This is a genomic window from Nocardioides sp. GCM10027114, from assembly GCF_042659625.1.
GTDB lineage: Bacteria > Actinomycetota > Actinomycetes > Propionibacteriales > Nocardioidaceae > Nocardioides.
Map to the genome: position 1 here is coordinate 35,537 of NZ_JBHSSS010000003.1, position 14,648 is coordinate 50,184.

Sequence of the window (14,648 nt, forward strand, 5' to 3'; positions counted from 1 at the left end):
AGGCGAACGGTCGAACGGGCTGTGCTGATGATCCGGTTCCACGCGCTGGGCGGGCTCGCCGTCACCGACGAACGGGGCGGCGAGGTGGGCATCGGCGGGCCGCGCCAGCGACGGCTGCTGGCCATGTTGCTGATCCACCGTGACGCCGTGGTGTCGGTGGACCGGCTCGCCGATGCCGTCTTCGCCGGCGTCCCGACGCCGGCCGCGAGCACGACCCTGCGCAGCTACGTCGCCAGGACCCGCCGGCTGATCGACGGTGAGGGGAACGGCACCGCCGTGGTCACCCGGGCACCGGGCTACGTCCTCCGGGTGCCGGCGGAGCTCTTCGACGTCGCGTGCTTCGAGCGGTCGGTCGCGGAGGCCGGTGCCAGTCTGGGCCGGGACGACCCCGAGGGAGCCGCGGCGCTCCTCCGCGAGGCGCTCGCACTGTGGCGCGGCGACGCGTACGCCGAGTTCGCGGACGAGGACTGGGCACGTCCCGAGGCGCAACGGCTGCAGGAGCTGCGGCTGGTCGCGCAGGAGCGGGTGGTCGAGGCAGAGCTCGCCTGCGGTCGGGCGGCGGAGATGATCCCACGGCTCGAGGCCCTGGTGCGCGAGCAGCCGCTGCGGGAGGGCTTCCGGGCGCAGCTGATGACCGCGCTGTACCGGGTCGGTCGTCAGGCCGACGCCCTCGCGGTGTTCCGCGGCTATCGGGCGCTGCTCGTCGACGAGCTCGGCGTCGAGCCGACCCCCTCGCTGGCCGCGCTGGAGCAGCGGGTGCTGGTCCACGACCCGACACTCGTGCTTGCCGAGCCGGCGACCCGACCGCTGCGGGGCTACCGCCTCGGTGAACGGCTCGGCACGGGCCGCGACGGGACGGTCCGCGCAGCCCGGCTCCCGGGTGTGGAGCGTGACTTCGCGATCCGCGTGGTGCGCCGCGAGGTCGCCGACCACCCGGACTTCGTGCGGACGTTCGAGGCCACGGCGCACCGCCTGGCGGCGCTCCACCACCCGGGGATGGTGCCCCTGCACGACTACTGGCGCGAGCCGGGCGCGGCGTACCTCGTGATGCGCCGGATGCACGGCGGCTCGCTGGCCGACCGGCTCCAGCGCGGACCGCTCTCGGACCCCGAGCTGCAGTCCCTGGTCGCGCGGGTCGGCGGGGCGCTGGCAACGGCGGCGGCGCAGGGCATCGCGCACGGCCGGGTGGGCCCCGGCAGCGTCCTGCTCGACGCCGGCGGCGACTTCTTCCTGGCCGACTTCGCCCTGGCCGGTGGGGCGTCCGCCCCGGACTTCGGCTCCGACGTCAGCGACTTCGCCGAGCTGGTGCGCGGCTGCCTCGACCCCAGTCGGGATCGCGCCCCCGTCGTGCCGGTGCTGGACCGAGCCCGGCTCACCGTGGGCAGGCCGTCCATGGCCGAGCTGGTCCTGACGCTGGTCGCGGGCCTCGCGGGGGAGTCGCCGGCCACCAGCCGCGTCCTCCCGAACCCGTACAAGGGCCTGCGTCCCTTCGCCGAGGCCGACGCCGAGGACTTCTTCGGTCGTACGGACCTCGTGCAGGCGATCCTGGACCGGCTCCGCGAGGACGGGCCGCGCGGCAGGTTCGTGCTGGTCGTGGGCGGGTCGGGGAGCGGCAAGTCCAGCGCCGTCCGGGCCGGTGTGCTGCCGCGCGTGCGTCACGGCGACGTCCCGGGCTCCCGGCAGTGGTTCGTCACGACCATGCTGCCGGGCACGTCCCCCTTCAGGGAGCTCGCGGAGAGCCTGCGCCGGGTCGCGGTGGTCGACACCGTCGGGCTGCCGGAGCTCCTCGCCGAGGACGTGGAGGGAGTCGACCGGGTGCTGCGACGGCTGCTGCCGGAGGGTGGCCAGCTCCTGCTGGTCGCAGACCAGCTGGAGGAGCTGTTCACCCTCGCCGGACCGCAGGAGCAGCGCGCTTTCCTGGCCGGGGTGATGCACGCGGTGACTGCAGTCGACAGTCGGCTGCGGGTGGTGGCGACGCTCCGTGCGGACTTCTACGACCGCCCCCTGGGCGACCAGACCCTCGGACCGCTCGTGAGCGAGGCCACGGTGACGGTGGTGGCGATGACGGCGGCCGACCTCGAGGCGGCCATCGTCGAGCCGCTCGAACGGGTGGGCGGGAGCATCGAGGCTCCGCTCGTCGCCGAGCTCGTCGGCGCCGCCGTCGACGAGTCGGCCCCGCTGCCGGCGCTCCAGTACACGCTGTACGAGCTGGCCGAGCGCAACCCCTCCCGTCGGCTGGAGCTCGCCGCCTACCGCGAGCTCGGGGGCGTGGGTGGCGCCGTCGCCACCCGCGCCGAACGGCTCTACGCCGAGCTGGACGACGCGGAGCAGGCCGCCGTTCGCCGGATGTTCGAACGGCTCGTGGTGGTGGGGGCGGAAGGGGAGCCGGCCCGCCGTCGTGCGGCCCGAGCCGAGCTGTCCGGGCTGGCCGGCGACGCGGTCATCGACCGGTGGGCGAAGGCGCGACTGCTGACGCTGGACCGCGACCCTCGCAGCCGGGTGCCGACCGTCGAGCTCGCGCACGAGGCGCTGCTCCGCGAGTGGCCACGGCTGAGGAGCTGGATCGAGGAGGACCGGGAGGCGATCCTGGCGCTGGACCGCCTCCGCGAGGCGGCGGCTGCCTGGCTCGAGCTCGACCGGGACCCGGGAGCGCTGTGGCGGGGCGCCCGGCTCGACCTCGTCCTGGAGAACACAGCCGTCGCAGACACCGACCTGCCCCGGCCCGAGCACGAGTTCCTCGAGGCCAGCCGGGAGGCCCGCGACCGCGAGCGCCGCGAGGACGAGCGGCGTGCCGCCCGGCAGGTGCTGGCCAACCGGCGGCTCCGTCGGCAGCGCGCCACCATCGCCGGCGCCCTCGCGGTTGCGCTGGTGGGCGGCTTCGTCGCCCTGGATCAGCGGGACGAGGCCGAAGGCGAGCGGCGGGTGGCGATGGCGCGCGAGCTCGCCGCGGCAGCCGTGACGAGCATGCCGGCGGACCCGCAGCGCAGCATCCTGCTCGCGCTGGCCGCGGTCGACGAGACCCGCTCCCACGGTGAGCCGGCCCTCCCTGAGGCGGTCGAGGCCCTGCACGGGGCGGTGGCCGGGTCCCGCGTGCTGCGCAGCTTCCCGGCCGTCGGGGGCGGCCTCGACTGGAGCCCCTCGGGGGCAGTCTTCGCGACGGAGGGGCCGGAGGAGTCGGGGCTGGTCGAGATCCGTGACGCCAGGACGGGGGAGCCGGTGCACAGCTTCCGCGGCCACGACGACGACGTCAACGACGTCTCCTTCAGCGAGGACGGGTCGATGCTCGCGACGTCCGGCGACGACGGGTCGGTGCGCGTGTGGCGGGCGGACACGGGGCGCGAGGTGCTCACGGTCCGGCACCCCGGGGGCCCGGTCGTCGACGACGTCGCGGTGTGGAGCCCCTCGTTCAGCGCCGACGGCGGGCGGCTCGCCGCCGGGTGGCCGGACGGCGTCAGGGTCGTCGACGTCGACTCGGGTCGGGTCGTGGCCGAGATCGCCGCGGACCGTCCGATGGGCATCGCGCTCAGCCCGGACGGGAGGCGCGTGGCGTTCGGCGGCGGTGGCGGGGCCACGGCCACGGTCGCCTCCGTGGCGACCGGGGAGGTGCTGCTCCGGCTCGGGCGGGACGACCCACCCACCGACCTGGCCTGGAGCCCGGACGGTCGGTGGATCGCCGTCCCGGGTAGCCGCGGCTCGGTCGCGGTGTGGGACGCCGGGACCGGAGAGCTCGCCGCCGTGTTCCCCGGGTCGGCCGATCATGTGTGGGAGGTCGACTGGAGCCCGGATGGGACCCGCCTCGCGGCGGTGGGGGACGACGGGACGGCTCACGTCTCCGAGGTCGGCGGTGGGGGAGGGCGACCCCTCATCGTCCTGTCGGCGCCGGACTCCAGCCGCGGCGGCGGGATGAACGGCGTGGCCTTCTCCCCGGACGGACGTCGCCTGATGACCGGCGACCTCGCGATCACGTCGGTGACCGTCTGGGACGTCGACACCACCGGTGGTGGGGAGTGGGCCAGCGTGGAGGGCGGTGTCGGGTTCACCGCCGACGGCGACGGGCTCCTGGTGGTCGGCCGGGACGGCGCGGTGTCGGAGGTGTCCGCGGACGACGGCTCGCACCTCGCCGACGTCCGGGACGGCCCGGCGGAGGTCTGGTGGTCCGAACCGAGCCCCGACGGCGCCCTGCTGGCGCTGCTCGGCCCGCGTGGGGTCACGGTCGTGGATGCCGCGACCGGCGCCGAGCGGTTCGTCCTCCCGTGGCGGGGAGCCGACTGGGTGCGCGACCTGGAGTGGAGCCCGGCAGGAGACCACCTGGCCGTCGCCTTCACCTCCTTCGACCGCCGCCGCCCCGCGGTCGTCGTCGACACCTCCGGCGTCGAGCTCGCCCGCCTGCTGGAGAAGGCCGGGAACGACGTGGGCTCGCTCGCCTTCAGCCCCGACGGGCGGCTGCTCGCGACCACCCGGCTCGGGGTCGCCAAGGTCGACCCGACGCAGATGCCCGTCACGCTCTGGGACTGGGAACGGGAGACCGTGGTGGGCAGCATCGACGCGACGGCCGCCAGCGTGGTGTTCGACCCCACGGGGAACCTGCTGGCGACCACCCGGCTGGCCGAGGGAGTCGTCGACGTCTGGGAGGTGGGAACCGGCCGTCTCGCCGCGAGCCTCACCGGGTCGGCCCCGGTCCTCGGGCTCGCGTTCGACGCCGCGGGCACCCGGCTGGCGTCGGCGCACGCCGACGGCACGATCCGGCTGTGGGACCCACGGGCCGGGACGCGTGCCCTCGTCCTGGGCGCGGACGACGACCCGATCGAGAGGGTTTCCTTCAGTCCCGACGGCTCCCGGCTCCTCTCCGTGGGCGAGTCGGGCCTCGCCCGGGTCTGGGCGCTGGACCTCGACGACCTGGTGGACCTCGCGCACGGCCGGCTGACGCGCGGCCTCACCGAGGACGAGTGCCGCCGGTTCCTCCACCGCGACCGCTGTCCGGCCGCCTGACCGGCTCCCCGTGGCGCCCCGGCCGAGCCGCCACGGAACTGCCACGCCGTCGTCCGTGCCACGCCACCCCCGCGTTGCAGCCTCGGAGCGATCAGACCGCTGCCACTGGCAGCCCACACCGAGGAGTCGTCATGACACACGCAGCAGCACCGATCCCCCACGCCGGGGACGTCATCACCGGCAAGGCCCCGTCGTCGCGCCGTTCCGCACGGACCCAGCTGACCTGGGCCGCCATCGTCGCCGCGCTCGCCCTCGCGGTCGGGCTCGCGCTGATGGTCCTCGCCGGGAGCACCGGCACGGAGTCGGTCGTCCCGACCGCCCCCGCAGTGCCGGCCGAGCCGGGTGTCCCGTTCTCGCCGGACCAGGCCGAGCGCTACCTGGCCGACCTCCAGAAGCTGGCTCCGGCGGCACCGCGCGAGGCCCCGCTGGCGCCCTCGTTCACCCCGCCGGAGCGCTACGTCCCCGGTTCCTAGAAGCGGTTCTGACCTACACCGAGAGGGAGCGAAGGGCCATGTCCGTCAGCAGATCCCGCATCGGGGCCTCGGGCAGCAGCCCGCTGTGCGGCGTGGAGTTGATGAGCCCGAAGGCCGCGTGGGCCATGGCCCGGGCCCGGTCCCGGTCCAGCTGCGGGTGCAGTGCCCGCAGCTGGTCGGCCCACAGGTCGACGTACTCGCGCTGCAGCTGCCGCACCTGCTCGCGGGCCTTGACGGGCAGCGACTCCCAGTCGCGGTCCTGCACGACGATCAGCGAGCGCTGCCGGAGCGCGAAGGAGACGTGCCAGTCGACGAGGGCGGCCACGGCGGCGCGGGCGTCGGGAGCCTGCGCCACCCGCTCCCGGCCGACCCGGAGCAGCTCCTCGCTGATGGAGACCAGCATCTCCGCCAGCACGGCGTCCTTCGACACGAAGTGCTTGTAGAGCGCCGGCCCGGAGATCCCGCACGCGGCGCCGAGGTCGGCCACCGAGACCCCGTGGAACCCTCGCGCCGCGAAGAGGTCGGCCGCGGTCGCGAGGATCTGCTCGCGACGGGTCAGCGGCTCGGTGGTCACCCCCCAAGGTTAGCGTTCGCTAACGCCCGTGGACCGGTCGTCGCGCACGGTGGACGGGGTAGTTAACGATCGCTAACCTTGACTGTCGTGAGCCAGGAGATGAAGGAGCTCGTCAACGAGCTCCGCGACCGGTTGGCCCTCGCCCGCCGCGGCGGCAGCGAGGCCGCCCGCACCAAGCACACCGACCGAGGCAAGCTGCTGGTCCGCGACCGGGTCGACCGGCTGCTCGACCCCGGCAGCCCCTTCCTCGAGCTGAGCCCGCTGGCCGCGACCGGCATGTACGGCTCGAAGGTCGACGAGGGCGGCGAGGAGGCGGTGCCCAGCGCCGGCATCGTCACCGGGATCGGCCGGGTCAGCGGCCGCGAGTGCGTGGTCGTCGCCAACGACGCCACCGTCAAGGGCGGCACCTACTACCCGATGACGGTCAAGAAGCACCTGCGCGCCCAGCAGGTCGCCTCCGACAACAACCTGCCGTGCCTCTACCTCGTCGACTCCGGCGGCGCCTTCCTGCCGATGCAGGACGAGGTCTTCCCCGACCGGGAGCACTTCGGCCGGATCTTCTTCAACCAGGCGAACCTCTCCGCGCGCGGCATCCCGCAGGTCGCCTCGGTGATGGGCTCGTGCACCGCCGGCGGCGCCTACGTCCCCGCCATGTCCGACGAGACGGTGATCGTGCGCAACCAGGGCACGATCTTCCTCGGCGGGCCGCCGCTGGTGAAGGCCGCGACCGGCGAGGTGGTCAGTGCCGAGGACCTCGGCGGCGGCGACGTCCACGCCCGGACCTCCGGCGTGGTCGACCACCTGGCCGAGGACGACGCCCACGCGCTGTCGATCGTGCGCAGCATCGTGGCGACCTTCGAGCGCCCGACCGCCGGGTCCATCCCGGTCCACGAGGTCGAGGAGCCGCACGACGACCCCGCCTCGCTCTACGACGTGGTCCCGACCGACACCCGCACGCCGTACGACGTGCGCGAGGTGATCCGGCGCATCGTCGACGCCAGCCGGTTCCACGAGTTCAAGAAGCTCTACGGCGAGACCCTCGTCTGCGGCTTCGCCCGGATCTGGGGCATGCCGGTCGGCATCGTCGCCAACAACGGCATCCTCTTCAGCGAGTCCGCGCTCAAGGGCGCCCACTTCATCGAGCTGTGCAACCAGCGCGGCATCCCGCTGGTCTTCCTGCAGAACATCACCGGCTTCATGGTCGGCCGCGAGTACGAGAACCGCGGCATCGCCCGCGACGGCGCCAAGCTCGTCACCGCGGTCGCCTGCTCGGTCGTCCCGAAGTTCACGGTGGTCATCGGCGGCTCCTTCGGCGCCGGCAACTACGGCATGTGCGGCCGCGCCTACGACCCACGCTTCCTGTGGATGTGGCCCAACGCCCGGATCTCTGTCATGGGCGGCGAGCAGGCCGCGTCGGTGCTCGCCACCGTCCGCCGCGACGGGATCGAGGCGAAGGGTGGCGAGTGGTCCGCCGACGAGGAGGAGCAGTTCAAGGCGCCGATCCGCGACCAGTACGAGGTCCAGGGCTCGCCCTACTACTCCACCGCGCGCCTGTGGGACGACGGCGTCATCGACCCCGCCGACACCCGGCGGGTGCTGGGCATGGGCCTGGCGGCCGCCGCCAGCGCGCCGATCCCCGAGCCCTCCTACGGCATCTTCCGGATGTGATCGACTCATGAATCTCACTACCGTCCTCATCGCCAACCGCGGCGAGATCGCGCTCCGGGTGATCCGCGGTTGCCGGGCCCTCGGCCTGCGCAGCGTGGCCATCCACACCGACCTCGACCGGTCCGCCCCGCACGTCCGCGAGGCCGACGACGCCGTCCGGGTGGGCAGCTACCTCGACATCGACGAGGTGGTCGCCGCCGCCCGGACCGCCCACGCCGACGCGATCCACCCCGGCTACGGCTTCCTGTCGGAGCGGGCGGCGTTCGCCCGCGCCGTGGAGGCCGCCGGGATCCGCCTCGTCGGTCCCTCGGCCGAGGTCATGGACGCGATGGGCCGCAAGGACGCGGCCCGCGAGATCGCGGTGGCCGCCGGCGTGCCCGTCGTGCCGTCGTACGGCATCGACGAGGACCCGGCCGGCTTCGCCTACCCGGTGCTCGTCAAGGCCGCCGCGGGCGGCGGCGGCAAGGGCATGCGGATCGTGCGCAGCGTCGACGAGTACGAGGCCGCCGCGGCCGCCGCCGCGCGCGAGGCCGCTTCGGCGTTCGGTGACGACACCCTGCTGGTCGAGAAGTACGTCGAGCGCGGCCGCCACATCGAGGTGCAGGTCCTCGCCGACGCCCACGGCAACGTCGTCCATCTCTTCGAGCGCGACTGCTCCACGCAGCGGCGCCACCAGAAGGTGCTGGAGGAGGCGCCGGCGCCCACCATCTCCGACCAGGTGCGCAAGGTCGTCACCGAGTCGGCGGTCGCGCTCGCCGCGCACGTCGGCTACGTCAACGCCGGCACGGTCGAGTTCCTCCTCGACGCCGACACCGACGAGGTCTACTTCCTCGAGATGAACACCCGGCTCCAGGTCGAGCACCCGGTCACCGAGCTCGCGGTGCGGGTCACCGACGGGCCGCTGGACCTGGTGGCGCTGCAGCTGCGGGTGGCCGCCGGGGAGCCGCTGCCGTTCACGCAGGACGACGTCCGGCTCCACGGCCACGCGATCGAGGCCCGGGTGTACGCCGAGGACCCGTTCGGCGGGTTCCTGCCGCAGGCCGGCACCGCCACGCTGGTCCACTGGCCCAAGGTGGCCCGGGTCGACGCCGCCCTGGAGTCGGGCAGCGTCGTCAGCACGTCGTACGACCCGATGCTCGGCAAGGTGATCGTGCACGGCGCCGACCGCGAGACGGCCCGCCGCGCCCTCGTCGCGGCGCTCGACGACACCGCGGTGCTCGGCCTGACCACGAACGTCGGCTTCCTCCGGACCCTTGCCGCGTCCGACGAGTTCCGCGACGCCACGATCGACACCGCGTGGCTCGACCGCACCGAGATCGAGCCGCCGGACGAGGAGGTGCCGCGGCTGCTCGCCGCCTGGACCGACGTCGCGGCCCGCTCCTCGGCGGTCCGCACCCCGCACCCGTTCGGCCCCGACGGCTGGCGCTCGGGCGCGGCCCCCGCGCCCACGCTGGTCGAGCTCGAGTCGTCGCGCCGCGGCGGCGAGGCGCGCGCCTACCGGGTCGACCGCGCCGGCGGCCTCGTCGACGACGTCCGGGTCGCCGAGCTCGGCGCCGAGGACGGTGTCGTCGTGCTGTCCGTCGACGGCCGCCGCCACCGCGCGGTCGTCGCGGTCGGCCCCCACGACGTCGAGGTCGTCCACCGCGGCCAGCGCTTCGTCTTCGCCCGCCCCGACGTCTTCGCCGACCACGGCGCGGCCGCCGGCGACGGCAGCATCGTCGCGCCGATGCCCGGCACCGTCCTCGAGGTCCGGGTCGCGTCCGGCGACCGAGTGGCCGAGGGCGACGTCCTCGGCATGATGGAGGCGATGAAGATGGAGCTGAGCCTCAAGGCGCCGTTCGACGGGACGGTCGAGGCGGTCGATGCCGGTGCCGGGGCGCAGGTCGCGCTGGGCGCCCGGCTCTTCCTCGTCGTGCCCGACGGCGCGGAGGGTGACGCCTGATGCGGACCCCTGCCGTCGTCCGCGCCGAGGGGCTGCCCGAGCGCGTCACGATCTACGAGGTCGGGCCGCGCGACGGCCTGCAGAACGAGTCGTCGCAGGTGCCGACCGAGGTCAAGGCCGAGTTCGTGCGCCGGCTGCTGGCCGCCGGGCTTCCGGTCGTCGAGGCGACCAGCTTCGTCCACCCGAAGTGGGTGCCGCAGCTCGCCGACGCAGCCGACCTCATGACGGCGCTCGTCGACGAGCTCGGCGACAGCGCGCGGGACCTGCCGGTGCTCGTCCCCAACGAGCGCGGCCTCGACCGGGCGCTCGAGCTGGGCCTGCGGCACGTCGCGATCTTCGGCTCGGCCACGGAGACCTTCGCCCAGCGCAACCTCAACCGCGGCCTCGACGAGCAGTTCGCGATGTTCGAGCCGACCGTGCGGCGGGCCCGCGAGGCCGGCCTCGACGTCCGCGCCTACGTGTCGATGTGCTTCGGCGACCCCTGGGAGGGCGCCGTCCCCGTCGACCAGGTGGTCTCGGTCGGCAAGCGGCTGCTCGACCTCGGTGCCAGCCAGCTCAGCCTCGGCGACACCATCGGCGTCGGCACGGCCGGCCACGTCACCCGGCTGCTCGGGGCGTTCGGGGAGGCCGGGACGGGCGTCGACCGGCTCGCGATGCACTTCCACGACACCTACGGACAGGCCCTCGCCAACGCCCACGCCGCGCTGCAGGCGGGCGTCACGACGTTCGACGCCAGCGCCGGCGGCCTCGGCGGCTGCCCCTACGCCCACAGCGCCACCGGGAACCTCGCCACCGAGGACCTGGTGTGGATGCTGCACGGCCTCGGGATCGAGACCGGCGTCGACCTGGACGCGGTGGTGGCGACCAGCGCCTGGATGGCCACGAAGCTGGGACGCCCCAGTCCCTCGGCGGTGGTCCGCGCACTGGCAGAATCCCCTGCATGAGCCGGGTCGTCCACCTGCACATCGGTGCCCCCAAGACAGGCACCACCTACGTCCAGGACCGGCTCACCGTCAACGCGGCCGAGCTGGCCCGGCACGGCGTCCACTTCCCCACGGGCTCGCGCCTGGTGAGCCCCGCGCTCTTCCAGTTCCGGGCCGCGCTCGACCTGCTCGGGCAGGACTGGGGCGGCGCCCCCGGCCATGCCGAGGGCAGCTGGGACGCGCTCATGAAGCGGGTGCGGAAGCTCTCCGGCACCGTGGTCATCAGCCACGAGATCCTCGCGCCTGCGCGCCCGGAGCGCGTCGACAGGGCGCTCGCCGACCTCGCCGGCAACGAGGTCCACCTCGTCTACTCCGCCCGCGACCTCGCCCGGGCGCTGCCCGCCGCCTGGCAGGAGAGCATCAAGCAGGGCCGCAAGTGGTCCTACCGCCGCTTCCTCCGCAAGGCCGAGAAGGGCACGCCCTGGTTCGCCCGCGCCTTCGACGTCCCCTCGGTGCTGGACACCTGGGGGCGCGAGATCCCACCTGAGCGGATCCACGTCGTCACCGTGCCGCCGCGCGGCACGCCGAGGACTCCGGGTGCCGACCCGCTGTGGCTGCGCTTCTGCGAGGCCTTCGGGATCGACCCCGCGTGGGCGCCCGAGGACAGCACCCGCACCAACCCCTCGCTCGGCGGGCCCGAGACGACGCTGATCAGGCAGCTCAACCGCCGCTTGGGCCGCGCCACCCGGCGCGAGGCGCCCTACGACTCGCTGGTGCGCGACATGCTCGCCCAGCGCGAGCTGGTCAAGCGCGACTCCGAGCCGGTGCGGCTGCCGCCCGCCGCCTACGGCTGGGTCGAGGAGACCACCGAGCGCTGGATCGAGCACCTCGCTGCGAGCGGGGTCGACGTCATCGGTGACCTCGACGACCTGCGCCCGGTGCGCCCGGCGCCCGACGAGCCTTGGCACGACCCCGACAAGGTCAAGCCCCGCAAGCGGCTGCAGGTCTCCCTCGACGCCCTCGCCGCGATGACCCACGAGGCGGCCCACCGTCCCGACCCGAGCCAGCGGCTGGTGCGGAAGGCGCGCGCCAACGTCGGCCGGCTGCGACGCCGGTGACCGGAACGGCGCGGGCCTGGGGCTGGTACGCCCACCTGCGCGACGGCGGCACGACCGCGTGGTGCGACTGGGCCGGGACCGGCCCGGTCGCGGCCCCGCGGCTCCCGGGCGCCCAGCAGCTCGAGCTGCTGCGCCGGGTCAACCGGCTCGCCGGGGCCGCCGGCCCCGCCGCCGACGTCGTCGAGGACCTGCTGGCCGCCGACCCGCCACGCCGGGAGCGGCCCGACCTGCCCCTCGTCGACGGGCCGCCGGTGCCGGACCACGGCCCCCGACCGGTGGACCCCGCCGCTCTCCCCGCCCACGAGCTCCTCGGGCTGCTGGCGGTCGTGCTCGCGCGCCGGCTCGCCCGGCGGACCGCGCCGCAGCCCCCGGTCGGCCGGGTCCGGCCGTGGGCGCCGCGCTACCACCTGTACGGCGACCCCGAGCTCGCCCGCGTCGTCCGCCGCCACCTCGTGGCCCGCGGCCGTCCCGAGGCCACGCACGGCGGCCGGGCCCTGGTGCTCGGCGACGACGTGGGCCGGATGCTCGCGGACCTGTGGACCGACCGGGCCCTCGGCGTCGGCGGCGCCTCCTGGCCCGAGTGGTGGCGGCGCTGGGTCCGCAGCGACCGGCTGCCCGTCGCCGCCGACCTGGCGCGGGTCGCCGAGGAGGCGCGCCGTCGCCCCGGCGTGCGCGGGGTCGAGATCGTGCTGGACCCGGCCGCGGCCGTGCGCCGGGTCGGCGTACGCCGGGCGCCCGAGGCGCCCCGGCCCCTCGCCGCGGCGGCGGTGGAGCTGGGGCGGCTGACCGCGGCGGAGCTGCGCCCGCTGGTGGAGCCCGGCCGGCGCGACCTGCTGGTCTCGGAGGTGCTGCGGCCCCGGCTCGCGACCGTGCCCGGCGCCCCGCTCGCCGTGCCGCGTGCCCACCGCGACTGGGTGGCCGAGCAGGCCGACCAGCTGATCGCCCGGCTGGGCCGGCAGCCGGACCGCTACCCTGTGCTCGGCGATCTGGCCGCGCTGCGGCCCGCCGCGCCGTCCGGACGACCCGGCGCCGGCACGATCCGCCCCCGCCGGACGCTCGCCGCCGGGATCCGACTGCTGCTGGACGAGGAGTTGCCGTGAGCCGACGGGTGCTGCTGCACGTGGGCACCCCGAAGACCGGGACCTCCCACCTGCAGGACGTGCTGTTCCGCAACCGCGACCGGCTCCGCGGGCACGGCATCCTCTACGCCGCCGACCGCTTCGACGCCCACTTCCTCGCCGCGCTCGACCTGATGCAGCTGCGCTGGGGCGGCATCGAGGACGAGTGCGTCGGTGCCTGGGACGCCCTGGCTGCGCAGGTCCGGGCCTTCGACGGTACTGCGGTGATCAGCCACGAGATCCTCGCCACCGCCTCGCGCGGCCAGGTGGAGCGGGCGCTGGAGTCGCTGGGTCACCCCGACACCGAGGTCCACGTCGTGCTGTCGGTGCGCGACCTGGTGCGCCAGATCCCCGCCGAGTGGCAGGAGAACGTCAAGCACCGCCGGCTGCTGCCCTACGCGACGTTCCTCGAGCAGCTGCGCGACCCGGAGCGCGCCACCGGTGTCGCCCCGTGGTTCTGGGGCGTCCAGGAGATCCCCGACATCCTCGACCGCTGGGCCCGTGACCTGCCTCCCGAGCGGGTCCACCTCGTCACGGTGCCGCCGCCGGGCGGCCCCCGCGAGCTGCTCTGGGAGCGGTTCAGCTCCGTCTTCGGGCTCGACGACCTCGACGACCTCGACCTCGAGGCCGAGCGTGCCAACCCGTCCATGGGCGTGCCCGAGACGGCGCTGCTGCGCCGGCTCAACGCGCGCGTCAACGACGTCGTGCCGCCCGACGCATACCGGCCGCTGGTGCGCGAGCTGCTCGCCCACCAGACGCTCTCGCAGCGCCGGTCCTCGGCGCGGCTGACGCTGCCACCCGACGACCTGCCGTGGGTGCAGGAGCTCACCGACTCCTGGCTGGCGACGCTGCGCGAGCGCGGCTACCACGTGGTCGGCGACCTCGACGAGCTCGTCGGCACGCCCCCCTCGGAGTACGCCGACCCCGACCGCCCCGACGAGCACCAGGTCGCCGACGCCGCGCTCGACGCGATGAAGGCGCTGCTGCTGGAGAACGCGCGGCTCGTGCGCGCCGAGGCCGACCTGGCCCACCGGCTCGCCGAGACAGAGGCCGCGCTGGCGCGCAGCTACCTGCGGCCGAGCTACCGCTTCCGCGAGAAGACGGTGCGCCTGCTGCAGCGCAGCCTGCCCGGCCGGGCGGCGCTGGGTGCCTACCGCCGGGTGCGGGGCAGGAGCTCCCGGTCGGCGTAGCGGCCGACCTTCCACGTCGCGTAGCCGTCGGCGCCCATGCCGACGACCCCGCCGACCACGGGGACCCGCCGGGCCACGGTGACGGCCAGCCGCTTCCCGGCGACCTTGGAGATGAGGTCGGAGGCGACCTCGGTGGAGACGGTGCGGTCGAGGGCAGGGTCGTGGGCGGGGGCCGTCGCGATCGCCATCGGCGGTGCCGGAAGCTTCTTGCGCTTCACGAGCGCGTGGACGGTCTCCTCGCCGAGCAGGCAGGCGAGGACCGCGTTGCGCACCCGCGGGTCCTCGAGGTCGTAGCCGCGCAGGTGGGCGATGCCGGCGATCATCCGGCACTGGATGAGCGCGAGCCCGGACACGTTGGTGGGGATGGTGACTGCGGCGGTGACGAGGCCGCCGATGTTGGTGGCGAATCCCTGTGCGCCGGCGTACCGGACGTGGTTCTCGATGACCTCGTGGATTGCCCGGTCGACGTTGCCGTGCTGCTCGGCGAGCTGCTTGTCCGCGGCCGCCGCGGCCGGCGGCAGCGGCCCGACGCCGGCGATGGCACGGGCCAGCGCCTCGCGGACGAAGCTCGTGGTCAGACCGGGCGCTGCCTGGCTCAGCCGCGGCGCGAGCGCGCGGCCGATGCTTCCCCTGACGCTCATGGGAGCAGCCTA

General features: G+C 74.9%; 10 protein-coding genes. 8 read left to right on the plus strand and 2 right to left on the minus strand.

Annotation, left to right across the window (positions count from 1 at the left end; all coding sequences use genetic code 11):
* Positions 1-27: 27 nt before the first annotated feature.
* Both ACFP2E_RS02380 and ACFP2E_RS02385 read left to right on the plus strand, forming a co-directional pair.
* Positions 28-4,989, plus strand: a complete 4,962-nt coding sequence (locus ACFP2E_RS02380; protein WP_378522264.1) for a BTAD domain-containing putative transcriptional regulator — start codon at positions 28-30, stop codon at positions 4,987-4,989.
* 131 nt (positions 4,990-5,120) lie between these two features.
* Positions 5,121-5,462, plus strand: coding sequence for a hypothetical protein (locus ACFP2E_RS02385; protein ID WP_378522265.1), 342 nt, complete (start codon positions 5,121-5,123; stop codon positions 5,460-5,462).
* Positions 5,463-5,475: 13 nt separating this feature from the next.
* On the opposite strand, the gene ACFP2E_RS02390 is transcribed toward ACFP2E_RS02385, so the two are convergent.
* Positions 5,476-6,036: a TetR/AcrR family transcriptional regulator gene (locus ACFP2E_RS02390; RefSeq protein WP_378522266.1), complete on the minus strand. Its 561-nt coding sequence runs from the start codon at positions 6,034-6,036 to the stop codon at positions 5,476-5,478.
* Positions 6,037-6,135: 99 nt separating this feature from the next.
* On the opposite strand from ACFP2E_RS02390, the gene ACFP2E_RS02395 reads away from it, so the two are divergent.
* The 6 genes from ACFP2E_RS02395 to ACFP2E_RS02420 are packed head-to-tail and all read left to right on the plus strand — an operon-like array spanning position 6,136 to position 13,995.
* On the plus strand, positions 6,136-7,704 hold the full coding sequence (locus ACFP2E_RS02395) for a carboxyl transferase domain-containing protein (protein ID WP_378522506.1): 1,569 nt from the start codon (positions 6,136-6,138) through the stop codon (positions 7,702-7,704).
* Between the two features lie 7 nt (positions 7,705-7,711).
* Positions 7,712-9,646, plus strand: a complete 1,935-nt coding sequence (locus ACFP2E_RS02400) for an acetyl/propionyl/methylcrotonyl-CoA carboxylase subunit alpha (RefSeq protein ID WP_378522267.1) — start codon at positions 7,712-7,714, stop codon at positions 9,644-9,646.
* Complete coding sequence (locus tag ACFP2E_RS02405) at positions 9,646-10,590, plus strand: hydroxymethylglutaryl-CoA lyase (RefSeq protein ID WP_378522268.1); 945 nt, start codon at positions 9,646-9,648, stop codon at positions 10,588-10,590. Before ACFP2E_RS02400 ends, ACFP2E_RS02405 begins: the two co-directional genes overlap by 1 nt.
* Entirely contained in the window at positions 10,587-11,687 is a 1,101-nt protein-coding gene (locus tag ACFP2E_RS02410) for a hypothetical protein (RefSeq protein ID WP_378522269.1), read from the plus strand. The genes ACFP2E_RS02405 and ACFP2E_RS02410 overlap by 4 nt, the downstream gene beginning before the upstream one ends.
* Positions 11,684-12,787, plus strand: coding sequence for a hypothetical protein (locus ACFP2E_RS02415; RefSeq protein WP_378522270.1), 1,104 nt, complete (start codon positions 11,684-11,686; stop codon positions 12,785-12,787). The genes ACFP2E_RS02410 and ACFP2E_RS02415 overlap by 4 nt, the downstream gene beginning before the upstream one ends.
* Positions 12,784-13,995 (plus strand): hypothetical protein, encoded by a 1,212-nt coding sequence (locus ACFP2E_RS02420; protein ID WP_378522271.1) that lies wholly within the window; start codon positions 12,784-12,786, stop codon positions 13,993-13,995. Before ACFP2E_RS02415 ends, ACFP2E_RS02420 begins: the two co-directional genes overlap by 4 nt.
* Here ACFP2E_RS02420 and ACFP2E_RS02425 read toward each other — a convergent pair.
* Positions 13,956-14,636 (minus strand): EcsC family protein, encoded by a 681-nt coding sequence (locus ACFP2E_RS02425; RefSeq protein WP_378522272.1) that lies wholly within the window; start codon positions 14,634-14,636, stop codon positions 13,956-13,958. The genes ACFP2E_RS02420 and ACFP2E_RS02425 overlap by 40 nt on opposite strands.
* Positions 14,637-14,648 lie beyond the last annotated feature (12 nt).

Bases quoted from the DNA above. Each gene is read 5' to 3' on its own strand.
- ACFP2E_RS02380 (WP_378522264.1), top strand. From the start codon at position 28: ATGATCCGGTTCCACGCGCTGGGCGGGCTCGCCGTCACCGACGAACGG.
- ACFP2E_RS02385 (WP_378522265.1), top strand. From the start codon at position 5,121: ATGACACACGCAGCAGCACCGATCCCCCACGCCGGGGACGTCATCACC.
- ACFP2E_RS02395 (WP_378522506.1), top strand. From the start codon at position 6,136: ATGAAGGAGCTCGTCAACGAGCTCCGCGACCGGTTGGCCCTCGCCCGC.
- ACFP2E_RS02400 (WP_378522267.1), top strand. From the start codon at position 7,712: ATGAATCTCACTACCGTCCTCATCGCCAACCGCGGCGAGATCGCGCTC.
- ACFP2E_RS02405 (WP_378522268.1), top strand. From the start codon at position 9,646: ATGCGGACCCCTGCCGTCGTCCGCGCCGAGGGGCTGCCCGAGCGCGTC.
- ACFP2E_RS02410 (WP_378522269.1), top strand. From the start codon at position 10,587: ATGAGCCGGGTCGTCCACCTGCACATCGGTGCCCCCAAGACAGGCACC.
- ACFP2E_RS02425 (WP_378522272.1), bottom strand. From the start codon at position 14,636: ATGAGCGTCAGGGGAAGCATCGGCCGCGCGCTCGCGCCGCGGCTGAGC.